The sequence below is a fragment of the Acinetobacter baylyi DSM 14961 = CIP 107474 genome, from assembly GCF_000368685.1.
Lineage (GTDB): Bacteria > Pseudomonadota > Gammaproteobacteria > Pseudomonadales > Moraxellaceae > Acinetobacter > Acinetobacter baylyi.
This window is the reverse complement of sequence record NZ_KB849628.1, coordinates 1,192,255-1,215,757: the sequence shown is the minus strand read 5'-3', so window position 1 is coordinate 1,215,757 and position 23,503 is coordinate 1,192,255. Positions and strand designations below refer to the sequence as shown.

General features: G+C 40.8%; 28 protein-coding genes, 2 tRNA genes, 1 pseudogene and 1 riboswitch. Of the genes and pseudogenes, 13 read left to right on the top strand and 18 right to left on the bottom strand.

From position 1 onward, the window contains the following. The first annotated feature begins 13 nt into the window (after positions 1-13). From rpmA to F952_RS14995, 6 genes are all read left to right on the top strand, one after another. Complete coding sequence (gene rpmA, locus F952_RS15020) at positions 14-271, top strand: 50S ribosomal protein L27 (RefSeq protein ID WP_004929519.1); 258 nt, start codon at positions 14-16, stop codon at positions 269-271. 202 nt (positions 272-473) lie between these two features. Continuing rightward, positions 474-1,166 carry an outer membrane lipoprotein periplasmic chaperone LolA gene (gene lolA, locus F952_RS15015; protein WP_004929516.1) on the top strand — a complete coding sequence of 231 codons (693 nt, stop codon included), beginning with the start codon at positions 474-476 and terminating at the stop codon, positions 1,164-1,166. Positions 1,167-1,330: 164 nt separating this feature from the next. Beyond that, on the top strand, positions 1,331-2,113 hold the full coding sequence (locus tag F952_RS15010; RefSeq protein ID WP_004929514.1) for an RsiV family protein: 783 nt from the start codon (positions 1,331-1,333) through the stop codon (positions 2,111-2,113). A gap of 104 nt (positions 2,114-2,217) precedes the next feature. Then, entirely contained in the window at positions 2,218-3,489 is a 1,272-nt protein-coding gene (gene serS, locus F952_RS15005; RefSeq protein WP_004929512.1) for a serine--tRNA ligase, read from the top strand. A 64-nt stretch (positions 3,490-3,553) separates the two neighbouring features. Then, a complete protein-coding gene (gene cysG / locus F952_RS15000; RefSeq protein ID WP_004929508.1) occupies positions 3,554-4,927 on the top strand; it encodes a siroheme synthase CysG in 1,374 nt (457 codons plus the stop codon). A gap of 37 nt (positions 4,928-4,964) precedes the next feature. Then, a complete protein-coding gene (locus F952_RS14995) occupies positions 4,965-5,444 on the top strand; it encodes a tRNA (cytidine(34)-2'-O)-methyltransferase (protein ID WP_004929505.1) in 480 nt (159 codons plus the stop codon). Here the strand turns inward: F952_RS14995 and F952_RS14990 are convergent. Continuing rightward, positions 5,439-5,819 carry a winged helix-turn-helix transcriptional regulator gene (locus tag F952_RS14990; RefSeq protein ID WP_004929502.1) on the bottom strand — a complete coding sequence of 127 codons (381 nt, stop codon included), beginning with the start codon at positions 5,817-5,819 and terminating at the stop codon, positions 5,439-5,441. The genes F952_RS14995 and F952_RS14990 overlap by 6 nt on opposite strands. A 133-nt stretch (positions 5,820-5,952) precedes the next feature. Here F952_RS14990 and F952_RS14985 point away from each other — a divergent pair, with 133 nt between their 5' ends. Then, entirely contained in the window at positions 5,953-6,507 is a 555-nt protein-coding gene (locus F952_RS14985) for a flavodoxin family protein (protein WP_004929499.1), read from the top strand. Between the two features lie 47 nt (positions 6,508-6,554). On the opposite strand, the gene F952_RS14980 is transcribed toward F952_RS14985, so the two are convergent. The 6 genes from F952_RS14980 to rpoD form a co-directional block, all read right to left on the bottom strand. Further along, positions 6,555-7,940 (bottom strand): APC family permease, encoded by a 1,386-nt coding sequence (locus F952_RS14980; RefSeq protein WP_004929496.1) that lies wholly within the window; start codon positions 7,938-7,940, stop codon positions 6,555-6,557. Positions 7,941-8,200: 260 nt separating this feature from the next. Beyond that, the gene (locus F952_RS14975) at positions 8,201-9,385 is read right to left on the bottom strand and encodes an iron-containing alcohol dehydrogenase (RefSeq protein WP_004929493.1); all 1,185 of its coding nucleotides are present in this window, start codon (positions 9,383-9,385) and stop codon (positions 8,201-8,203) included. A 2-nt stretch (positions 9,386-9,387) separates the two neighbouring features. Continuing rightward, complete coding sequence (locus tag F952_RS14970; RefSeq protein ID WP_004929490.1) at positions 9,388-9,921, bottom strand: hypothetical protein; 534 nt, start codon at positions 9,919-9,921, stop codon at positions 9,388-9,390. A 78-nt stretch (positions 9,922-9,999) separates the two neighbouring features. Continuing rightward, a complete protein-coding gene (gene lipB, locus F952_RS14965; protein ID WP_004929487.1) occupies positions 10,000-10,659 on the bottom strand; it encodes a lipoyl(octanoyl) transferase LipB in 660 nt (219 codons plus the stop codon). Between the two features lie 70 nt (positions 10,660-10,729). Continuing rightward, a complete protein-coding gene (locus tag F952_RS14960) occupies positions 10,730-11,017 on the bottom strand; it encodes a YbeD family protein (RefSeq protein ID WP_004929485.1) in 288 nt (95 codons plus the stop codon). A gap of 105 nt (positions 11,018-11,122) precedes the next feature. After that, positions 11,123-13,012: an RNA polymerase sigma factor RpoD gene (rpoD, locus tag F952_RS14955; protein ID WP_004929482.1), complete on the bottom strand. Its 1,890-nt coding sequence runs from the start codon at positions 13,010-13,012 to the stop codon at positions 11,123-11,125. Positions 13,013-13,378: 366 nt separating this feature from the next. On the opposite strand from rpoD, the gene F952_RS14950 reads away from it, so the two are divergent. Both F952_RS14950 and F952_RS14945 read left to right on the top strand, forming a co-directional pair. Beyond that, positions 13,379-13,588: a PA3496 family putative envelope integrity protein gene (locus tag F952_RS14950; protein ID WP_004929479.1), complete on the top strand. Its 210-nt coding sequence runs from the start codon at positions 13,379-13,381 to the stop codon at positions 13,586-13,588. 70 nt (positions 13,589-13,658) lie between these two features. Beyond that, positions 13,659-14,183 carry a YecA/YgfB family protein gene (locus F952_RS14945; protein ID WP_004929477.1) on the top strand — a complete coding sequence of 175 codons (525 nt, stop codon included), beginning with the start codon at positions 13,659-13,661 and terminating at the stop codon, positions 14,181-14,183. Between the two features lie 157 nt (positions 14,184-14,340). Here F952_RS14945 and tmpT read toward each other — a convergent pair whose 3' ends face one another. Together tmpT and F952_RS14935 are read right to left on the bottom strand one after the other, a co-directional pair. After that, entirely contained in the window at positions 14,341-14,994 is a 654-nt protein-coding gene (tmpT, locus tag F952_RS14940; RefSeq protein ID WP_004929475.1) for a thiopurine S-methyltransferase, read from the bottom strand. A gap of 31 nt (positions 14,995-15,025) precedes the next feature. Beyond that, a complete protein-coding gene (locus F952_RS14935) occupies positions 15,026-15,508 on the bottom strand; it encodes a DUF2938 domain-containing protein (RefSeq protein WP_004929472.1) in 483 nt (160 codons plus the stop codon). 65 nt (positions 15,509-15,573) lie between these two features. Between F952_RS14935 and F952_RS14930 the strand changes: the two genes are divergently transcribed. After that, entirely contained in the window at positions 15,574-16,014 is a 441-nt protein-coding gene (locus tag F952_RS14930) for a helix-turn-helix domain-containing protein (RefSeq protein ID WP_004929470.1), read from the top strand. 1 nt (position 16,015) lies between these two features. On the opposite strand, the gene F952_RS14925 is transcribed toward F952_RS14930, so the two are convergent. Beyond that, positions 16,016-16,618 carry a DedA family protein gene (locus F952_RS14925; protein ID WP_004929468.1) on the bottom strand — a complete coding sequence of 201 codons (603 nt, stop codon included), beginning with the start codon at positions 16,616-16,618 and terminating at the stop codon, positions 16,016-16,018. Between the two features lie 290 nt (positions 16,619-16,908). On the opposite strand from F952_RS14925, the gene F952_RS14920 reads away from it, so the two are divergent. Beyond that, positions 16,909-17,475: a GNAT family N-acetyltransferase gene (locus tag F952_RS14920; RefSeq protein WP_004929466.1), complete on the top strand. Its 567-nt coding sequence runs from the start codon at positions 16,909-16,911 to the stop codon at positions 17,473-17,475. Positions 17,476-17,535: 60 nt separating this feature from the next. Here F952_RS14920 and trhO read toward each other — a convergent pair whose 3' ends face one another. Next, the gene (gene trhO / locus F952_RS14915) at positions 17,536-18,468 is read right to left on the bottom strand and encodes an oxygen-dependent tRNA uridine(34) hydroxylase TrhO (RefSeq protein WP_004929464.1); all 933 of its coding nucleotides are present in this window, start codon (positions 18,466-18,468) and stop codon (positions 17,536-17,538) included. Between the two features lie 298 nt (positions 18,469-18,766). Here trhO and F952_RS14910 point away from each other — a divergent pair, with 298 nt between their 5' ends. Both F952_RS14910 and F952_RS17115 read left to right on the top strand, forming a co-directional pair. After that, positions 18,767-19,252: a DUF1289 domain-containing protein gene (locus tag F952_RS14910; protein WP_004929461.1), complete on the top strand. Its 486-nt coding sequence runs from the start codon at positions 18,767-18,769 to the stop codon at positions 19,250-19,252. A gap of 126 nt (positions 19,253-19,378) precedes the next feature. After that, a pseudogene (locus F952_RS17115) lies at positions 19,379-19,537 on the top strand (HPP family protein); the annotation flags it as partial. A gap of 36 nt (positions 19,538-19,573) precedes the next feature. On the opposite strand, the gene ribB reads toward F952_RS17115, so the two are convergent. The 7 genes from ribB to F952_RS14875 form a co-directional block, all read right to left on the bottom strand. Beyond that, positions 19,574-20,233, bottom strand: coding sequence for a 3,4-dihydroxy-2-butanone-4-phosphate synthase (gene ribB, locus F952_RS14905; protein ID WP_004929459.1), 660 nt, complete (start codon positions 20,231-20,233; stop codon positions 19,574-19,576). A gap of 93 nt (positions 20,234-20,326) precedes the next feature. Next, positions 20,327-20,473, bottom strand: a riboswitch (FMN riboswitch). 148 nt (positions 20,474-20,621) lie between these two features. Next, on the bottom strand, positions 20,622-21,002 hold the full coding sequence (gene panD, locus F952_RS14900) for an aspartate 1-decarboxylase (protein WP_004929456.1): 381 nt from the start codon (positions 21,000-21,002) through the stop codon (positions 20,622-20,624). Between the two features lie 136 nt (positions 21,003-21,138). Then, positions 21,139-21,720, bottom strand: a complete 582-nt coding sequence (pth, locus tag F952_RS14895) for an aminoacyl-tRNA hydrolase (RefSeq protein WP_004929451.1) — start codon at positions 21,718-21,720, stop codon at positions 21,139-21,141. Positions 21,721-21,740: 20 nt separating this feature from the next. Beyond that, positions 21,741-22,037, bottom strand: a complete 297-nt coding sequence (gene rplY / locus F952_RS14890) for a 50S ribosomal protein L25 (RefSeq protein ID WP_004929448.1) — start codon at positions 22,035-22,037, stop codon at positions 21,741-21,743. 98 nt (positions 22,038-22,135) lie between these two features. After that, complete coding sequence (locus F952_RS14885) at positions 22,136-23,089, bottom strand: ribose-phosphate pyrophosphokinase (RefSeq protein ID WP_004929444.1); 954 nt, start codon at positions 23,087-23,089, stop codon at positions 22,136-22,138. A 155-nt stretch (positions 23,090-23,244) separates the two neighbouring features. After that, positions 23,245-23,319: transfer RNA gene (locus F952_RS14880), tRNA-Gln, on the bottom strand. Between the two features lie 91 nt (positions 23,320-23,410). Then, positions 23,411-23,485 (bottom strand) — tRNA-Gln (locus tag F952_RS14875). Positions 23,486-23,503: the final 18 nt, after the last annotated feature.

Below are 23,503 nucleotides of genomic sequence, written 5' to 3'. Positions count from 1 at the left end.
AGGAGTAATAGACATGGCTTCTAAAAAAGCTGGTGGATCGACTAAGAACGGTCGTGATTCGAATCCTAAAATGTTAGGTGTTAAAATTTACGGTGGTCAATCAGTAACTGCTGGTAACATCATCGTTCGTCAACGTGGTACTGAGTTCCACGCTGGTGCAAACGTAGGTATGGGTCGTGACCATACTTTATTTGCTACTGCTGATGGCGTAGTAAAATTTGAAGTGAAAGGTCAATTTGGCCGTCGCTATGTAACAGTTGAATCTGTATAAGATTTGAATTGTTCAAAAAAGCCCACGTTGTGGGCTTTTTTTATGCTTAATGTTGTACATCGCTCTTCATCATCATGAATAAAACTCACAAAGCTGATGTATAAAACTACAAAATGTCTTATTTTTTCAGTTCTTAGCATATAATTTGTCGGTTAATATAAAAATCAAATAGATCGAATACAGTGAAAGACAAGGTGATTCTATGACGATGCTTCGTAAAACCGTGTGTGCCATCGCAATGAGTGCAGCAACACTTGCACCTGTTATGTCAACGACAGTATTTGCTGCTACCCCAGCATCGGAGCAACAAGCAACTTCAAATCTGGTAAAACAGCTCAGTGGGATTCAAAGTCTGAGTGCCAGTTTTGAACAAACAACGAAAACGACTAATGCTAAAGCACCACAAAAGAAAGGTTTGTCTGCACAGCATATGAACCAAACCTTTAAAGGTGAAATGAAGGTTGCACGACCAGGAAAGTTTTTCTGGGAAACCACTTCGCCTTCAAAGCAAACGATTGCCACGACAGGTAAAACCGTCTGGATTTATGATCCTGACTTACAACAAGCCGTTCGTCAAAATCTGGATGATCAGGTGGCCAATACACCTGCTTTATTATTATCTGGAAATACCAGTCAGATTATGCAGTCGTATCGCGTAACTCAGCCAGATCGTAGTAAAACGTACTACACTTTATATCCTAAAAATAGTGAAGGGGCTTTCCAGAGCCTAACCATTAGTTTTGGTGCAAACAAAGCTCCAAGCCTGATGATTTTGCAGGATTCTTTAGGTCAAACAACTTACGTGCGGTTTAACAATGTCAAACTAAATCCTGCTATTCCAGCATCAACATTTAACTTCACGCCACCTAAAGGCACGGATATTATTGATCAATAATATCTTTAAGATGTCGAAAATATTATTTCAATTAATCGCTCATTTAGGGCGATTAATTTTTTATGGTGTCATTAAATAGATACATTTCTTCAATGTTCAGCCATTTAATGCCTTTGTATAGTGCTATGTATACCAGCACTTGATCACGATACACAGGAGCAGTAATGGCTTCTCAGCACATTAAAAAAACCGCTGTAATCTTTTCTATACTCACAGCGACATGGCTTGCAACAGGCTGTCAACCAAAGTCTGACGCCAAAAAAGAGCAAAAGACCACAACTCAAACAGAAAAACCAGCTATTCCAGTGATTCAGGCTAAAGTGACCGCTGTTAAATTACCTAAAAATAAGCTTTGTCTTGAAGATGGATGCACCACTTATAATTTTCAAACTGTAAAAACCAATCAGTTGTGGATCAATGCATATTTTGATAACCGAATCAAAAAAGCCGACCCGAATGCATTTGCCAACCTGTCAGATCAGCAGGTTAAATTGCCAGAAGGAATGCCGATTGATGGTCAGAGCATGATTTATGTGAAATATTTAGGGCAAAACTATAATTTGGCATCATTTGAGCTTTATACCTATACGTATTCTGCTGGCGCAGCACATGGCATGTATCATCAAGAATATGTCATTTTTGATCTCACCAATAAAAAACACATCACCGTGGCTGATCTGCTGAAAGAAGGCAGTGACGCCACAGTGAAAGATCGTCTCTATAGCTTCAACCAAAGCTGGCTAGAAGCGCACAACATCACCAAGGACAAATTACAACTGAGTGATAATTTCTATTATGGCAATGAGGGCATTGTCTTTGTTTATCCGCTTTATGAACTGGCATCCTATGCCGAAGGGCTGACGGAGCTGACCTTACCTTACGATCAGGCAACCGATGTGATCAAACCAGAATATCTACCTAGCCAGCCTGTTTTACCCAAAGATTAGTAGCGATATCCAATTTAAAAATATAGTCACTCAAGGGTGACTATATTTTTTGGCGTGAAGCACTTACACTATAGGCAGTTTTTCTCTTCAACTCATGATTGGCTATGATCGACCCAAAATTACTCAGAAATAATATTGAAGCTGTAAATCTGGCTCTTGCAAAACGTGGCGTGCAATTAGACCCTACCGAATGGGCATCCCTTGAAGTCCGTCGTAAAGAGCTTCAATCGAAAACTGAAAGTTTGCAGGCAGAGCGTAATGCGGGTGCCAAGCAAGTGGGGCAGATCAAAAAAGCAGGTGGTGATGCTTCAGAGATTATGACGCGTATGCAGGCGATTGGCGATGAAATCAAAGCTGCTGAAGTTGCACTGGCTGAATTACAAGCTGAAATCGAGCAAAAAGCGTTAAGCATTCCAAACTTGCCTGATGAGTCTGTGCCAGAAGGCAAAGATGAAAATGATAATGTGGAAATTTCAAAATGGGGAACACCACGCCAGTTTGATTTTGAAATCAAAGATCACACCGATTTAGGTGAGTGGATGGGTGGTCTTGAATTTGAGACCGCAACCAAATTAACAGGTTCACGTTTTAGCGTACTCAAAGGGCCATTAGCGCGGCTGCAACGTGCGCTGACTCAATTTATGCTAGATACGCATACTTTGAAAAATGGTTATACCGAAGCCTATGTCCCTTATTTGGTCAATGCCGACTCATTACGGGGCACAGGTCAGTTACCTAAGTTTGAAGAAGACTTATTCAAGCTACAAGGTGAAAAAGAATATTATTTGATTCCGACGGCTGAAGTTCCTGTCACTAATTTTGTGCGTGATGAAATTATTGATGCAGAACGTCTGCCACTTAAGTATGCCGCACATACGCCTTGTTTCCGTAGCGAAGCAGGTTCTTATGGACGTGATACACGTGGTCTGATTCGTCAGCATCAGTTTGATAAAGTTGAAATGGTGCAGATCGTTAAACCTGAAGATTCTATGCAGGCGCTTGAAGAGCTGACAGGACATGCGGAAGGTATTCTGCAGGCACTGGGATTGCCGTATCGCAAAATTCTACTTTGTGGCGGTGATATGGGCTTTGGTTCAACCAAAACCTATGATCTTGAAGTATGGGTTCCAAGCCAGAATACTTATCGTGAAATTTCATCTTGTTCAAACATGGGTGACTTTCAGGCACGTCGCATGATGGCACGTTATCGTACCGATCAGAAGAAAACTGAGCTGGTACATACTTTAAATGGTTCTGGTTTGGCTGTTGGGCGTACCTTGCTTGCCGTGATGGAAAATTATCAACGTGCTGATGGCGCGATTGAAGTGCCAGAAGTATTACGCCCGTACATGGGTGGTGCAACGTATATCGATTAATTGCATCGATTGTGTGCATGATTTTTGCTTTAACCCACCCAACGTTTTGATCTAGAGGTAGGCTGTGGAAATTTTTCCAATTTCTCTTAAGTTGCAGCAGCAACGTTGTCTGATCGTGGGTGGGGGCCATATCGCTTATCGTAAAGCGATCTTGCTGGTCAAAGCGGGTGCAATTCTGGATATTGTTGCGCCTGATATTGATCCCCAGTTGATGTCATTGATTGAACAAAGTGCTGGTACAGCCTATGTAAAGCTTTTTGAAGATCATGATCTGGATCGGGTTTATCGTTTGGTGATTGCTGCCACAGATAATGCAGATGTGAATAAGCGAGTATTTGAACAGGCAGAGCTGAGAAATCTGTTGGTCAATAGTGTCGATGATATTCCAAACTGTCGTTTTATGGTGCCTGCGATCATCGATCGTTCGCCGCTATTGATTTCGGTGGCATCCAATGGTGCATCGCCAGTGTTATCACGTCAATTGCGTACTCAGATTGAAACACTGGTTCCGCACGGTATGGGTAAACTGGCTGAGTTTTCTGGACAGTGGCGTAGTCGAGTAAAAGCCCAAATTACCAATCCAGATGAACGTCGGATTTTTTGGGAGGAGCTGTATGCGAGTCCTCTTAAAGAACAGGTATTTAATGATAATTTAGATATTGCCAACCAAATGATGACTCAATCACTGGCTGAGTGGACTGCACCCAAAGGTGAAGTCTATCTGGTTGGTGCTGGGCCAGGAGATCCTGAGTTATTGACGCTAAAAGCATTACGTCTAATGCAACAGGCGGATGTCGTGATTTATGATCGTCTGGTCTCTGCTCCAATTTTAGAACTTTGCCGCCGTGATGCAGAAAAGGTGTATGTCGGAAAGGCACGTTCTAATCATAGTGTGCCACAAGAGGGCATTAATGCGCTTTTAGTTAAATATGCGCAGGCTGGTAAGCGTGTTTGCCGTTTAAAGGGTGGAGATCCATTCATTTTCGGTCGTGGTGGAGAGGAAATTCAGGAGCTATTTGCTGCTGGCATTCCATTTCAGGTGGTGCCTGGTATTACTGCTGCATCGGGTTGTTCGGCCTATGCAGGAATTCCACTGACCCATCGTGATTATGCGCAAAGCGTTCGTTTCTTGACAGGACATCTCAAAGAAGGTTCTCCAGAGTTGCCTTGGAGTGAACTGGTCTATGAAAATCAGACGCTGGTACTATATATGGGGCTGGTTGGACTTGAGCATATCTGTCAGCAACTGATTGCTCATGGTCAGCGTCCAGATATGCCAGTGGCGTTGGTGTCGAAAGGTACCACACCTGAGCAAAAGGTCGTGGTGGGAACGCTATCTAATATTGCGTCTAAAATCGCTGAGTATCAAATTCATGCGCCAACCTTAACCATCATTGGTGAAGTTGTCAGTTTACGTGAGCAGTTACAATGGTTATAAAACCAGCTGTTCTCTTATTTTGTAGTTGAGAAAATTTGTGATCCACGTTGTATTGTTTGAGCCTGAAATTCCTGCCAATACAGGCAATATTATCCGTTTGTGTGCCAATACTGGGGCGCAATTGCATTTGGTTAAACCTTTGGGGTTTGAGCTAGATGATAAGAAACTCAAACGTGCAGGACTGGATTATCATGAATATGCGCGGATGAAAATTTGGGATAATATTGAACAATGTCTTGAGTCTTTAAAATCACAAGGGATTTCTGAGTCCGATATTTTTCCATTAACCACGAAGGGAAGTGCGACTCCGCATACTGTGGATTTAAATCGACCTGTTGCATTGCTGATGGGGCCTGAAACGCGTGGTTTGCCTGAGTCTGTTCGGTTTATGTTTCCACAAAAAAACTGGATTCGTTTACCAATGGCAGAAAACTCTCGTAGTTTGAACTTGTCTAATGCAACTGCGGTGATTGTATATGAAGCATGGCGACAACAGGGTTTTCAGCCTTTATCATGAGTTGATCGACATTATTGCATCATATTGATGTTGGGCTTTTAGAACGATTTCAATATTCGATTCGGCCCATTCTTTAAGCTTGAATGCAGTTTGTGAGACATCATGTCCTAAATCCGTCAAGCTATATTCTACGCGAATCGGGGAGGTTTGCTGTATTTCACGTTTGATAAAACCATCACGCTCCAATATTTTTAGCTTTTGCGATAACACCTTAGGGGAAATTCCTTCTATTCGCTTTTTAAGTAAATTGAAATGTAGTGGTTCTCGACCAAGCACATTGAGTATCAACAAGACCCATTTATCTGCCATTTTTTCAAAAAAATGCCGTGCAGGACAAAACTGGCTATACACATTATAGGCAAGTATAGAGTTCATTGATTCGCTCCTTCATTGTTCGCTTTGTGTAAAAAATAATAAAAAACCACATAGTTACTTTTTGGTAACTAATTGACACCTAGTTTCTAAAATATATCATTGAAATATCTTCATGCAAATAGAGCAATTTCTAATGGCTAAAGTATCTCTGGTTTATTTTTCTGGTTATGGGCATACCAAAGTTTTGGCTGAAAATTTCGCTGCACAAATCAATGCAAATCTAATCGAAATTAATCAAGACGGTGATATTCAGGAGCAAGACTGGCAAACGCTTGATGACGCGGCTGCAATTGTATTTGCTGCACCCACTTATATGGGAGCTGCACCATGGCAATTTAAAAAGTTTGCAGATGCTACTTCTAAGAAGTGGTATACACGTGCTTGGCAAGACAAAATTTTTGCTGGTTTCACCAATAGCGCGAGTTTAAACGGGGATAAACAAGTGACTTTAATCCAGTTTCAAACTTTAGCTTCACAGCATGGGGGGATTTGGGTCAGTTTAGGTTTGTTGCCTGCCAATGCTAAAAATGCGACCCGTGATGATATTAATAATTTAGGTGGTTCTGTTGGTGCCTTAATTCAAACCCCATCGGATGCAGGTGTCGATGAAATTCCTAAAGGCGATATCGAAACCGTAAAAGCTTACGCACTACGTGTTCAAGCCATTACAAATAAATTTTATGATTAAAAATTAACAATAAAAAAGGCGCTGAGCGCCTTTTTTATATTTGAAGATTATTCATGTTCATTGTGTTGCGGAGGTGGATAACGGAACCCGCGTGTTTTATAGGCCAAATAACCGACACCAACTGCTGCCCAGATTAAACCGATTTTGAGTGCAAGCTGATCAATTTCAAGCCACATCATAAATACACTCGCAAACCCTAATGTCGGAATCACAATGTAATTGAGAATATCTTTCATATTCTTCGTGCGGCCATCACGTAAAGCATAACGTGAAATCACAGAAAAATTGACAAAACTAAATGCAGTTAAGGCACCAAAGCTGATCAGATTAGCAATGTGTTCAAAATCGAGGAAACCAGCAGTTAATGCAACTACACCCACAATTACGATGTTATAGGTTGGCGTGAAAAGTTTTGGACTAATATGACCAAAGATTTTTTTGTTAATAACACCATCACGTCCCATCACATACATTAAACGTGACACACCTGCATGAGCCGAAATACCTGATGCCATCACTGTGACAATCGCAAAGTAAAGAATAACTGTCTGGAAGGTAATGCCACCAATGGCGAGCAAAATCTCGGGTTGAGTTTCATCAATTTTTTGAAAGTATTGTGCTGGATTACTTGGAAAGTAAATCTGCATGAAATAGGTGCTAATAATAAAGATCACACCTGCAATCAATGCAGTCAGAAAAATTGCACGTGGTAATACTTTTTCTGCATTTTTAGTTTCTTCGGCTAGAGATGACAATGCATCAAATCCAGTAAATGAGAAACATAAAATGGTTGCGCCTGTAATGAGTGCACCAACAGATGTCATTTCATTCCAAAATGGGGCAAGGCTCCAGAGCTGGTACTGGGATTGATCTAAACTTCCATCGGCATTGATGCCCTGACTAAGCAGTAGATATACCTTGTAGGTAAAGTAAAAGATCACGCCAATCTGAACAAAGACAATGGTGCTGTTGAAGCGAGCAACGAAGCGAGCGCCAAACAAGTTAACAACAGTCATTAAAATAGTCAGACCAATGACCCAGAACCAGTTATTGACGCCAGGAAAAAGCGCACGTAAATAGATATCTGCCAGAATAATATTGACCAGTGGAGAGAGTAGATAATCTAACCACGATGACCAACCGACCATAAAGCCAACATTGGGATGTATGGACTTTTGGGCATAGGTATATGCAGAACCCGCAGAAGGATAACGCCTAATCATATGTCCATAACTGATGGACGTAAGTAAAATTGCAATTAAAGCAAAGATATATGACGTTGGTACATGGCCATGACTGTCTTGAGATACCAAACCAAAGGTATCAAATACAGTCATCGGTTGGATGTATGCTAAACCGATAATGATAATGTGCCACAGCACAAGATTTTTTTGCAATTTAGCCGCAGGTTGAGTCCCAGTGTGAGTTGTCAACGGCGTATCCTCATAATCGTTGATCAAGGATCAGTCATGTCTGTTAAGGATCGTTTGAGACGAACGATCCCCCCTATTCGAAAAAGTAAAGTGCGCCAATCTATCCTAAAATGGTGCCATTTGTCAGTAATTTTGTGGAAGTTTTAGCAATTTTTTTGCCAAATTGGAAAACAAATGGATGAATGCAAAGTTTATTTTAAATAAAAAGACCTGAATTCATTGAGAACTCAGGCCTGTAGGCGAATGTACAAATTTTGCTATTACCAGGCTTTGTGTAATATTGCTTTTAAATCCTGAATATTCGCTTCTTTCGGGTTGTAAATAATCGAACCATCATTGAGCGCCTTTTCAGCCACTTCATCCAGTTGGGCTTCGGTAATTTTACCTGTTTCACGTAATGTACGCGGTAACTTTGTTAAGCTAAACAGGCGATCACGCATTGCCAGAATGGTTGAAATGGCTTTATCTGCGCGTAAATTTGCAGGTGTTTGCGCATAAATATCTGCGCCTGCAAGTGGCAATAACAACTCACCAATTTTATCGCCGTTTACTTCCTTATTGTACTCCAGTACATAGGGTAAAAATAAATTCATGCATAAGCCATGGGGCAGATGTGCTACTGCACCAAGTGCATGTCCCAGCGAATGTACCAAACCTACCATCGAATTTGAGAAGGCAATGCCCGCCATGGTTGATGCTTGTGCAAGCTCCAGACGCCCTTGTGAATCGCTTGGGTTTTCAATAACGTTAAAAAGGTGTTCACTGATTTTCTTGATACCTGCGCTGGCGTAAGCATCACTGAGCGGATTAGATGCTAAACAGGTATATGCTTCAACACAATGCGTTAAGGCATCCATACCTGTCATGGCGGTTAAATGAGCAGGCAAGGTCAGTGTCATACGTGGGTCAAGAATGGCCGCGTGTGGCATCAAGTAATACGATGCAAAAGCCATTTTGACATTTTTTTCTGTGTCGGATACCACAGCCACCATGGTGGCTTCAGAGCCTGTACCAGACGTAGTGGGAATCACAAAAAATGGCTTAAGGGGTTTGGGTAAATTGTGAGCGCCAGAATATTTTAGCAGGTCATCTCCGCCTTCAGAGACTAAAATATTGGTAGCTTTTGAAGTATCAATGACTGAACCGCCGCCAATTGCAATAATCGCATCACAATGATGATCGCGATAAAGCTGAGCTGCTTTTCTTACCGTTTGTAAACTTGAATCAGGTGGCACATCATCAAAGATATAACCAATTTCGGCATCAGTAGAGCTGAAAGCGGCTTCAATGGGTTCAAGCAGGTGATTGGCTCTTACACCTTTATCGGTGATGATCATTGGACGTTTTGAACCTAAGGTCGCAAGTTCAAATGGAATATGTTCTAAAGCAGCATTGCCTGCAATCACTTTTACTGGACAAAAAAATTCGTAATAAGGCTTTGCCATTTTTATATACTCCGTTTTAAGTATGATTGTGCGACTTTCAGATAAATGTTGGCAGCTTCGCTTAATTTGTCTTTCAAACTGAGCTCAGTTGGATATTGCTTCACGGCAAGGGAAGCAACCACTTTAGGTAAAATCAGCGCTTCCATTTTATTTAAACAACGTACCAATCGAATTGCACTCGAGACGTCTCCGTCGGCAATCATGCGGTCATTGGCAAATGCCTGGGCGGTACTTTCTTGAAAGGAAAACACCAGAAAAGCATGAGTTAAATGTTTAAACGTAATGGTCAGATCTGGTTTTCCCTGTTCCAGAGAAATCAATTTCAGTTTTTTATCTTTAGTCACTTGAGCAATAAATGCAGGCCCATTGGGAAATACATTCATTGATAAAATAAAATTGACAGGAAATTTGGATATTTCCTCTTGTATTTCTGCATCAACTTGACTTGCCATCACAAGACCTCGTCCAATCACATCCATCATGAGTTTGACATAGGCGTGTTGCAAAGCGGGTTTCATGGCTTTGGTTGAAATCACGTGCTTATCCCTTTTTACAGATTCTAATTTTATTTAGAGTAATTACTCTAATTGATTTTTTCTCGAACTGAAAGTCATTTATTGCAAGATGACTTGAACGTCATTAAAGTCACTTTTTTCTTTGAAGTAAGCTGTAACATCCTGAGCAAGCTGATCAAATCGAGGATAATTTTCGACAAGATCACAGATTCTGACCATTTCTAATCCTGCGTAACCACATGGATTAATGGTTTGAAAGCCAGATAAATCACAATCGATATTCAGCGCCAGACCATGATAGCTTCGGCCACGGCGGATTTTAAAACCTAAAGAGCCAATTTTGCGTTCTGCTACGTAAACGCCAGGTGCATCGGCTTTGGCATAAGCGTCTATATTGTATTTTTTAATCAAATCAATCATCAGCTGTTCGGCAAATGACACCAGTGTACGTACATTCCATTTCAGGCGATTTAAATCAAACATAAAATAAATCACCATTTGACCAGGGCCATGCCAAGTGACTTGACCGCCACGATCTGACTGAACCACGGGAAGGTCACTGGGTATGAGAATATGTTCAGGTTTACCTGCCTGTCCCTGAGTGAGAACAGGATGATGCTGTAGTATCCAAAGCTGATCTGGAGAATGTTCATCCCGCTGATCTGTATAGCTTCTCATTTCTTGGAATAACGATGCATAATTGTGCAGATTTTTATAATGACGAATGATGAGATTGGGTTTGAGAACAGTATCATTCACAGATCGTGTCCTTGATTAAAAAGCAAAAAGAAATGCCAATAAAAAACACGCCAGAAGGCGTGTCTTTATCTTAGAGGGCAGTACGAATATGTGGGCAAGCAGCTAAATCTGCATATAATGCATGAACTTGCTCGAGCTCATCAAAGCGCAATTGTGCAGTCAAAGAGTGGTATTTTCCTGTACGTGATGGCTGTATTTTAATGGATTCAGCATCAAAATCAGGAAAATGCTTCTGCAAGATATCTACTACAGCAATGCGAAGTTCGTCACCTGCATCACCAATAAGCTTGATTGGATAATCCATTGGAAATACCCAAAGATCTTCGCGGAGTTCACGAGATGGTGTGCGGTCTAACATAACATTCTCCATATTTAATGCCTGCGATGATGCAGGCATTAATGTCTTTGAATATTAAATGGGGTTTGGCCACTAAAATTTCAAGTGGCATTTCCCTGTCTCAACTTAGTCGTTTTCGAGGAATGAACGTAAGTGTTCAGAACGCGAAGGATGACGTAATTTGCGTAAGGCTTTGGCTTCGATCTGACGAATACGTTCGCGTGTTACATCAAACTGTTTACCGACTTCTTCCAAAGTATGGTCGGTTGGCATATCGATACCAAAACGCATTTTCAAGACTTTCGCTTCACGTTCGGTCAGATTTTCAAGCACTTCACGTGTTGCTTCTTTCAAGCCTTCTGAGGTTGCTGCATCCACTGGCGAAGTGATGTTTGAATCCTCAATAAAATCACCAAGATGAGAATCTTCATCATCACCAATTGGTGTTTCCATTGAAATTGGCTCTTTGGCAATTTTCAACACTTTACGAACTTTGACTTCATCCATTTCCAGACGTTCACCAAGCTCTTCTGGTGTTGGTTCACGCCCCATTTCTTGTAACAATTGACGTGATACGCGATTGATCTTGTTAATCGTTTCAATCATGTGGACCGGAATACGGATGGTACGTGCCTGATCCGCAATTGAGCGGGTAATCGCCTGACGAATCCACCACGTTGCGTAGGTCGAAAATTTATAACCACGACGGTATTCAAATTTATCAACTGCTTTCATCAAGCCGATGTTACCTTCCTGAATCAAATCAAGGAATTGCAAACCACGGTTAGTATACTTTTTCGCAATCGAAATAACGAGACGCAAGTTGGCTTCGACCATCTCTTTTTTGGCACGGCGAGCTTTGGCTTCGCCTACAGCCATACGTTTTGCAATTTCTTTAATTTCACGTACATTTAGGTTTAAGTCTTGCTCAATCTCTGCAATTTTTTGCTGGAATGCCTGAATGTCAGGACGTACTTTTTCAAGATAGGCCTTACTTTCATTTGGCGCTTTCGCAATTTGTTCTTCCAACCAAGCCGGATTTGATTCTTGACCTGGGAAACTGGTACGGAACTGGGTACGATCCATACGACCACGACGTACTGCGTAGCGCATCACTTCACGTTCGTTAGAACGGATGTTTTCATGTGTACCACGAATCATTTCTGAAATGATATCAAACAAACGTGGGGTAAATTTAAACATCATAAACACAGTTGCGAGCGACTCTAGCGCAGCATTTGCTTCTTCGCTATTGCGGCCGTGTTTTTCAATGACAGTCTTGGTGTTTTTCCAGGCAGCTTCTAATTCTTCAAAACGTACTTTTGCGATTTCAGGGTCTGGACCAGAATCACCTTCAGAATCGTCATCACCTTCAGACTCTTCCTCTTCTTCGTCATCATCATCAAGTTTGACGTCTTTGGTGGTGGTTTTAGATGTAGATTCATCATCTTCTTCCAGTTCAGCCTCTTCTTCCAGTACTTCTGGAATATCATCATCTGTTTCTGGATCGAGATAACCTGAAAGAATATCGGCCAGACGACGTTCGCCTGTTACATAATCATTATATTCTTGTAATACAACTTCAACGGCATTCGGCCAGTAAGCAATCGAATGCAAAACATCACGAATACCTTCTTCGATACGTTTTGCAATGCTGATTTCGCCTTCGCGCGTTAAGAGCTCAACCGTTCCCATTTCACGCATATACATGCGTACAGGATCTGTAGTACGACCTGGCTCATTTTCTACAGATGCAAGTACTGCTGCTGCTTCTTCTTCAGCAACTTCATCGGCTTCTGTGGAATCACCAAACATCGTATCATCAGATTCAGGTGCGCGTTCATGCACAGGAATACCAACGTCCTGAAGCATCTGAATGATGTCTTCAATTTGCTCGCTTTCCGTGATCGAGTCTGGGAGATGATCGTTAACCTCAGCGTAGGTTAAGTAACCTTGTTCTTTGCCTCGGCTAATCAGAGCCGCTACTTGAGAAGTAGGGGAATGCATATCGCTCATCTTTGCTTACTCTTCGTTGAATCTGTGGCAGTAAAAAACCGTGCATGATAGCACAATTTGCTATGAATGTTTTCGATTTGATCGGCTACATATAAATTAAAAAAAATCTTTGATATCACGACTATTTTTTGAATGTTGGGATGAAACTTTATTTTTTCAAGTGCTGTGAACTTTATTTTTTTCACTCTGCGGCACGCATAATGCTCAACACTAACAAGAGTTTTAGCAATATACAATTTTTTTGCAGAAAAAAAGTTCAAAAAGACTGAATTAATCAAAAAAAATAAATAAAACTTGACAAGGTGCATAAAGGGCGATAAATAGCGCCTAGACCCATTCACATTTTTTCATTATGAGGTAGTTTTAGTGTCTTCTACAGATTTTGAATTAGATGATAACTACAGTGATGATGATGATGTTAGTTTTGATGAAGCATCTGGCAAAATCAGTGCAAAAGAATCATTGGAAAAGCGTCGTTTAATTGATGATTTATTGGCTCAGCGCCGTTTGGAGCGTGAGTTAAAAGACTTTGATTATGATTTAGATGATGACGATCTAGACGATGATGAAGACTAACGAAAATCAGATGTAGCATAACATTTGAAAATGTTATGCTATGCGTTAATTTTTAGAAGTTGGATACAAAATGAGTACCTTGAATTTAGACCTGTTAAGCGATTATCTCGACGGTGACCAAAATGAATACGGTCTAGATTTTGCAGCCACTCATGGTTTTCTGTGTGCGATTGCAGTCGGGCCTCAATTTGATCAATGGTTAAGTGAATTGTTTGAAGGCAATCAGAAAAAAGTGCCTACAGCAATTATTGAACAGATTTCAGCATGGCTGGATCAGATTCGTCAAAATCTGGCCAATGAAGAAGGTATCGAGTTTCCCTTTGAAATTGAAGAAGCCGACACCGAGTCAAGCTTGGGCGACTGGAGTGTTGGTTTTGTCGATGCGATGTTCTTGAATGAAGATGCATGGTTTACACCAGAGCATGAAGAGCAACTGGTCGATTTGACTTTGCCGATTATGGTATTTAGCGGTATTGATGAAGAAGACCCACAGATGGAATCTTTCCGTCGTAATGGTCAGCTTATGGATGAACTTGCAGAAGAAATTCCAGACAATCTGAATGAATTGTACCTCATGTACCATACACCTCATTAAGAACAGGTGAAATGTTCTCTTGCGCTGCTATCATTGCGGCTCATGTAGCATACACCAAGTTAAAATTAGTGAAGTGTGTTGTTATGCTTATGGCATATCACACATCCGATGAAAATATATAAAAAACATCTCTAAAAATAGAGGTGTTTTTTTATGCTCAGAACTTGGCAGTGAGTATCCATAGTGTGCTCTTGGGGTGATTTCCTTTGTTTTGAGATGCATCGACAAGTTGCTCCTTCAAAAGTCGGATATCATAAGCCTCAGCATAAAGTTGTTTAATTTCTTCTGCATTGACCGAAAAAGGAGGTCCTTCATGACTGCCTGCATCGTATTGGTAGCTAATTAAAAACTGAGATGCAGCACCACTGATCTCGATCAAGTGTTGAACATAGTCTTGGCGTATGTCGTCTGGTAAAGCAATCAATGCTGCACGATCAAAAATTGCATCGACCTGTCCTAATTGTTCTTTGCTTAGATCAAAAAAATCACCGACAAAAATATCGATTTGTGGGTGATGGTAATGGATCAGATTATTCTTTTCGGAAGACTCAAATTGTATATCGAAGTCTTCAACTAATTGCTCAATCAATGATGTTACAGCGATTTGGCTAAGCTCAATTGCCACAACATGGTAGCCTTGTTGTAATAACCAACTAATATCCAGTGTTTTACCACTCAATGGAACAAAGATACGGGCAGAGGTTTTTAAGCCAAGTTCGTTAAAATAATCGACTAACAGTGGACTCGGTGTAAATTGATGAAAACCGATTCTGTTTTCCTGCCAGCGTTGATGCCAGAATTCATGTTGCATAACTGCCTCGAATTGATGATTTTGTCATAACTTAGCTCAACCAGACATAATGGTAGATTTGAAATGATAAATATAGACCTAAACCAAAAATAAGATGATGTCCGATACTTTTAAAACGGGCAATCCAAACTAAGGGCATCTTACTTGCTGCTAGGCCAAAACCTAGGCAGGGTTGTATGATCAAAAAGGGGATTACGACCGTAACCAACCCAAAAGTAAGTGCTGAAAGGAGTGTGGGAGAGGGGTGATTAATTGTGTACTGAAAAAATATCGCTGAAAATAAGATACCAATCAGATAATGACTCAACCAGCCGAATACTTTTTCATATTTGACCTCTGGAGTCTGCATAATCGTATGATGAATAAACTTGGCTTTACTTAGGTAAATGAGCCATCTTCCAATAACACGGTAGTCAAGTGATTGAACGCCGAAATATATTTTCAAAATAAAACTATACGCATCCATGAATAGTGTTGCACCACATCCCACAAAAATAACTTCAAGTGCTTTCAATTTGGAATAATCCTGTTAGATTGAATCATTGTTAGTCTACAAATTGAAGTGAACTTCAAGTCAATATGAAAGAAATCACAATGTCAGAATTGGCGAGACAGACAGGATTGAAAAGTTCTGCGATTCGTTATTATGAAAAAGAAAAATTGATTCATCCAATTGGACGAAAAGGTTTACAACGTGTCTTTTCAATACAGATCATTGATCAGTTGGCACTAATTCACTTGGCTAAGCAAGCTGGATTCTCAATCCAAGAAATCAGGAGCATGCTTGAAAAACCACAGTCACCGATTGATAAAAATCAATTAAAACAAAAAGCATTGCAAATTGAAGAAAAGATTGTAGAGATGAAGGTGTTAAGTAAGACTTTACGTCATGTGGCGCAATGTTCCTTTGATAATCCATTAAACTGCCCAAAATTTCAAAAAATCCTCTCAGCAGTCAAACGAGAGTGTTTAACCAATCCACCGTTTATTGAAAAAAATATCTCTAAAAAATCGAGTTAGCTTATCTTTTTTTATAAAATTTATGGTAAATCCACCAAACAGAAACCATCAAGGTGATTGCCAAAATCAAATAACCAACACGATGCATAATGCTAAACATGAATGCTTGATTTTCACCGAAATAAAAACCCACTCCAGCCAGAAATGTTGTCCAGATAACCGTTCCTAAGCTGCTATACAGCATGAACTTCCAAAAAGGCATACGGCTCATGCCCGCAGGGATGCTAATCAGTGAACGTACTGCAGGAATCATGCGACCGAAAAACACAATACGGTGGCCATACTTTTCAAACCATTCAAGTGCTATTTGTAAATCTTTAGTTTGAATCAATAAATATTTGCCATAACGATCTGTCCAACGAAACAAAGCGGCATGAGAAATTTGTCTTCCAAGCGCATATAGAATTGCAGCAGCAAGGATTGAACCCAAACTTCCAGCAACAATCACCCCAATAATTTGAAGCTGCCCACGGGAAGCTGTATAGCCTGCGCTAGGCATGATGATTTCAGAGGGAATAGGAGGGAAAACATTGTCTAGAAACATTAAAAAAGCAATACCAAGGTAGCCTAAGCGTTCAATGATCTGGATAACCCAATTTTCCATATACGTTTGGTCGTCAAATAAAAATGATATTAAGGGGCATGAATACATTTGCCCATATTGCTTATGTAAAAATCACACCTGTTTTTCGATATGTTGTAATCAAATGCGTTAAATAGGGGAGGTGAACAGAAGATGATTTGGCGTACACAAATATCCATCTAATAGCTTATTTGAGCCGATAACCAGAGGTTGAACGATGATGAAAATGACACATCCTTACACAAGTATCGATGCAACCTGTTAAGTTAAGTTTTCTATATAACAACAAATACTGTAGATGAGGAAATCTAATGCAAAACATCGTGATTCGACAATGCGGTCATGAGGATGAGAGCTGGATGAATACATTGTATAAACAGAATTCTAAACAAGCCCTTTATCAATTAGGAAAGAGCTTGGACGAAGGTTTTGTCCAAGATAATGCGCATTTTGATCAAGTAATGAAACAGTGGATTGAAATAGGCGCAGTTTATGCAGCTGAGATTGAGGGAGACCCTGTCGGTTTTCTGGTGATACAGCGTGAACGCGCTCAACATGGCCCAGAAATTATTCAATATATCAGCTCACATGAAAACATTCTGATTTTACAGGAAAGGGCATTGTCTGATCTGCATTATGCTGGTTATGGGCCTGTATTGGTGAGTCCTCATGCTAGAGGTAAGGGTGTTGCAAAAGCCTTACATGATCATGCACTACACATCCTTAAAGCAGAAAAATTCGATGCTATGGTGGCTTTTGTAGATGCAGAAAACCCAACCTCATTAAAAATTCATGTCGATGCCTTAGACATGCAGATTATCGATAAAGTTGTACTTGCTTCGGGTCAATTTTTCATTATTGGACAAGTGATAGGGTAGTTCACAATAAAAAAGCCGAAATCTTAAATATTTCGGCTTGAATCTTAAATATAGTTTGTTTTAAAGGCGCTTACGTTTTGCAGCAGCAATCTGTGATTGACGCATACGGAAACCTTCTTTCTGTTTCTCTGTGGTTTTTTCAATGCAGTACACGCAAGAAACACCGTGCTCATAACTCGGTAAAGCGACTTCTTCTGGGGTGAGTGGCCAGCCACAAGCGTGACATTTCACATTCTGACCTTCTTCTACACCATGAGTAACTGCTGTACGGCCATCAAATACAAAACATTCGCCTTCCCATAAGCTTTCTTCGGCAGGTGTTTCTTCCAGATATTTCAAAATACCGCCCTTAAGGTGATACACCTCGTTAAAGCCTTCCTGAAGTAAAAGAGATGTTGATTTTTCACAGCGGATACCGCCTGTACAGAACATCGCAATTTTCTTATCTTTATGCTGCTCCAGATTTTGTTTAACGTAATCTGGAAATTCGCGGAATGTTTCGGTTTTTGGATCAATCGCGCCCTTGAATGTACCCGCTTTATATTCGTAATCATTACGGGTATCAACCAAAATAACATCATCACGACTAATCAGTTCGTTCCATTCTTTCGGGTCAAGATAATGTCCTACTAAGTCACGCGGTTTTACTTCTACACCCAACGTCACGATTTCTTGTTTGAGCTTAATCTTCATTTTACGGAATGGTTTTTCTGCGCTATGTGATTCTTTGTACTCCATCGCATGAAAGCCTTCGTTCAATAAAAACTCACGAATGGTATCAATGGCGTGACGATCACCTGCAACTGTACCGTTGATTCCTTCACTTGCAACAATTAGAGTTCCGCACAGATTGATCGTTTTGACTAAATCAAGTAAACGCTGCTGCAAATCGGCAGCATCAGCAACTTCTTTAAATTGATATAGTGCGGCAACAACCCAATCAGTGGTCGCTTGCTGTTCTACAGGTGCAAGCTGTTCTACAGTAGCGTTCATGGAAAACTCCAAATGTGTGAGAGAAAATTTCTGGCGCGTATTTTAACGTGAAATCAATAATTAGGCTAGAAATCAATACAGTTTGTAGGGATTATTTTTCAGCAAAGATTAAACCACCAAAAGAATTAAACTCGATGTTGATTGGTCATGAGAAATATCTTCAAAGAGTAAATGTTGTATTTATACTCAAAATACTAAGTATTGTGGTTAAAATGATATTGCATACTAGATATGGTAGATCAATAATATCATCAGCAATTTTTAGTGATCTATCTAAACCACAAACAGAGAGAATATTTTGAATCACAATCGCCGTATTCCGACCATAACTCCTTGTGCTGGACGTTGTTCTACAACGTTTGGTGATCATGTGTGTCGAGGCTGTCGTCGATTTAATCATGAAATTATTCGCTGGAATAGCTTCACGCCTGATCAGCAGCTGAGTATTTGGCATAGACTGGATTCGCAGCTTGATCAAATTCTTATTCCAATGTTGCCTCATGCTAATTTAGTTATCGTGATGCATTTTTTAGAATCTAAACGTGTACGCTTACTTGAGAGTGCGACTAAAGGGCGCAAACTTTATCATGCACTCAAGCTCTGTGAAAAAAATAAGCATTTAGCAGATGAAAGTGGTTTAGGACTACATAGTCAACAGATTAAACCTGTATGGCAGGAATTTGAACGTCGTATTTTATCTCTGGCGCAGGCAAGTTATGACTTTGCTTGGCTACGTGCAGATGGAATGAGACAGCATTTGTTACAGCCGATGTTAGAAGACTAAAAAGCTTATTCGGCCTGTAATTGATCAATCAGTTTGTTCATTAGATTTTTAGTGTGATCTGAGGTGTTTTGATTGAAACCCGCTACAAAAAACGAATAATGAGGCTTTCTAAAAAGTTATAGTAAATTATTAACTGCTTTTAGTATCTACTATTCTTGGAGCTTTCTTATTTTTCCTGTATTGACAGGAGCTATTGCTCTAGTACTAATAGCGTTGTGTATCAATAATATTGCAGTAAAGCAAAAATGGCCCTTATATGGTCTAGGTTTATGGAACAGTAAATAAAAATCCCGAACTCGATTGCTCGGGATAAATCAAAATCTAAACATTATGCTTGATGCGATACTGTACCAGTTCTTCAATGGTAATTACGGTCAGATGATGTGTTTGAGCATAAGCCAACACTTGAATACCTGTTGCCATACTACCATCAGGATTGGTCAATTCACATAGCACACCCGAGGGTTTTAAACCTGCCAAACGTGCCAGATCAATGGTTGCTTCGGTATGCCCTCGACGAGTCAAAACACCACCATCACGCGCACGTAAAGGAAACACATGACCTGGGCGGTTTAAATCACTGGCGATAGCACCATCTTGAATGGCAGTATGAATGGTCTTTACACGGTCTTTGGCGGAAACACCAGTGGTTACGCCCTGCGCTGCTTCAATGGTGACGGTAAATGCTGTATGAAACTGGCTTGAATTGTTTTGAACCATAGGTGTCAATTCTAAATGATCTGCCAGTTGTTCGGTTAGACAGAAGCAAACAATACCTGAGCCATCACGAATCATACGCGCCATGGTCTCGACATTGAGGGTTTCGGCAGCCACAATTAAATCGGCCTCGTTTTCACGATCAAAATCATCCATGACCAAAACAGGCTTACCATGACGAATGTCATCCAAAGCTTGTTGGATGCGCTGCTCGGCAGGGGAAAGGGCTGAAAAGAAAATTTCAGCTTGAATCAAACTAGACATATGAAATGCTCTCGTAAATTACGGTTAAACATTTCAGGACTGATGAGAAATGGGGGCGTAGCAATAAAATAGCAAAGCTATTTTATGTTGAAACGTCGTCTTCTTTCATCCGGACTATACCGTCGGCTCTGGATTTACACCAGATCTGCGATTGACGCCATTAAATGGTCCAATTGCTCGCGGGCTTGCTCGTGTTGAGCTTACCGCCGGTGGGGAATTACGCCCCGCCCTGAAGCGATGTCGCTTCAGTATAGCGCTTTTTATTTTAAAAATAATAGAATTTCTATAGAACAATCAGTTCAAAGCTAAGTCAGATTTAATCAAATCTTTGAAATTTTAGCATGCATAAAAAAGCTCGCATGGCGCGAGCTTTTAAAAACTGACTTGTTTATGCGACCTGTACAGGAATGCAGTTTGCGGTATGATTGACTGTATTGTCTGGATTTGCATAAACCAGACGAGGTTTGTGTGCATTTGCTTCGACTTCGGTAAAATCACCGAAAGTCGCAATAATTACCAAGTCACCGACTTCTGCCTGATGTGCTGCACCGCCATTCACTGAAATAATACCTGAATGGTCTTCGCCGCGAATGGCATAAGTTGTAAAACGTTTACCATTGGTCACATTCCAGACATGAATTTCTTCATATTCACGAATCCCTGCCAAATCCATCAATACACCATCAATCGCACAAGAACCTTCATAATGGAGCTCGGCATGTGTAACGACAGCACGGTGAATTTTGCATTTTAATAATCGAGATAGCATGACTTGCGTCTCCTGAATTGACCTAAACGTCTGATCTGGTCCTTGAGTCGGTACACGACCACATCATTGTGGGTGGAAATGCGCATTTTGCTCTGAAACAAAACACATGGCAAGCATGATTGTTCAACAATTCATGTTATTTTGGTTTGTAAGCGTTGATTTGATTCATGGCTTGAGCAATCTGACCATCGACTAAAAGTCTGGTGTTTGATAGTGCATGATGAATGGCATCCTCCATGAGTGTCTGCTCATTTTGGGGAGCTTTACCTAATACATGACCTGAAACACGATCTTTTGAGCCAGGATGTCCAATACCAATGCGTAGACGATGAAAGTTTGCGCCAATATGGGGAACGATATCACGCAGACCATTATGGCCGCCATGGCCTCCGCCTGTTTTCAAGCGAATTACACCTGGGTCCATATCAAGCTCATCATGAGCAATTAGAATGGCTTCTGGAGAAATTTGATAAAATTTTGAAAAGGGAACAACACTTTGTCCAGAACGATTCATGAAGGTTGTTGGAATCAAAAGACGAACATCATGTCCCTCAATTTGCCCACGGCCACTGAATCCATGAAATTTTGGATCTTTTTTAAGTGTAATGTTGTATCGATCTGCAAGTTGTTCTACAAACCAGAAACCTGCATTGTGACGGGTCTGGGCATATTCCGCACCGGGATTACCCAGACCAACAATTAGCGAAATTTTTGACACTAATTTACGCCTTTATTCACTTACGCGCGTTTGAAGTCAGCGTGCATAGGTGTGTTTTTTGCAGGATGACGTTGTAACGCTTGAATTTTAACGTTTTCAACTTTGTCGCCCACTTTAACTTCAACAACTTCTTCAAAGAAAGCGTTGTTTTCAAGTGCTTTTACAAGCTCACGAAGTTCGATTGTTACAGCAACAGGCTCAGCTTCACCACCGTAGATGATTGCTGGAACAAGCGCTTCACGACGAAGGCGGCGGCTCGCACCTTTCCCTTGCTTGTCTTCGTTACGCGCAGTAGCGTTAAGTACAAAATTTGCCATGAGATAAATCCTCATTAAGGTTAAATAAACTAAACTTGCGACCAGTTTAGTGATAGAAAACCCCAGCCAAGGCCAGGGTTAAGAAAAAATTTGGGCTATTATAGATAACTATCGAACATTGCGCTAATAGATTCTTCGTTATTAATACGACGAATTGTTTCAGCCACCATACTCGCAACAGAAACTTGACGGATTTTACCAAGATTCAGTGCTTCAGGAGAAAGAGGAATAGTGTCTGTCACTACCAATTCATCAAGCACAGAATTTTGCAAGTTTTCTAATGCCTTACCTGATAAAACAGGGTGAGTGGCATAGGCAACAACGCGGCGAGCACCAAATTGCTTTAATGCATCTGCTGCTTTGCAAAGCGTACCAGCAGTATCTACCATATCATCGACGATGACACAGTCACGATCTTTTACATCACCAATCAAATGCATCACTTGTGATTCATTTGCTTTTTGACGACGCTTGTCGATGATTGCAAGATCAATATCACCCATCTGTTTTGCAACAGCACGTGCACGTACTACACCACCAACGTCAGGTGAAACCACCATCAAATTGTCATGCGATTGCTGACGCAAATCAGCAAGCAAAGCAGGTGTACCGTAGATGTTGTCGACAGGGATATCGAAAAAGCCTTGAATCTGATCGGCATGAAGGTCGATCATCACAACACGATCTACACCGACAGTAGTGAGCATGTCTGCAACCACTTTTGCTGTAATTGGAACACGTGCTGAACGTGGGCGACGATCTTGACGAGCATAACCAAAGTAAGGAATAACAGCGGTAATACGCCCAGCACTGGCACGACGCAAGGCATCTGCCATTACCAAGATTTCCATCAGGTTATCATTGGTTGGAGCACAAGTTGGCTGCACGATAAAAACGTCTTTACCACGAACATTTTCAGTAATTTCTACTGAAATTTCACCATCGGAGAAATGTCCGACTGATGCCGCACCTAGAGGAATATGTAAGTGGCTGACGACTTTTTGAGCGAACTGTGGATGAGCATTTCCACTAAAAACGACAAGATTGGGCATGAAGCACCTGAGCGAGGATTACGTGAAGCAACGCTTCACCCGCGCGCAAAGGAAAATATTTATTGACCTAAAGGGTTAAGCAATGCTTCGCCCGAGCGCAAGGAAAAAAATATCTTATTTTTCCGACGGGTAGTTTAAAGAAATAATCTGTTATATGGCAGGGGCGGCTGGATTCGAACCAACGGATGCCGAGATCAAAACCCGGTGCCTTACCACTTGGCGACGCCCCTAATGCGGCAGAACTTTAATATTTTTGTCTGTTAATGTCAAGAAAATTGAGTATTAACATGACAGTTAATTAAGTCTGACTTTATATAGAAATGGCAGGGGCGGCTGGATTCGAACCAACGGATGGCGAGATCAAAACCCGCTGCCTTACCACTTGGCGACGCCCCTAATTTTGAAATCTGTAAT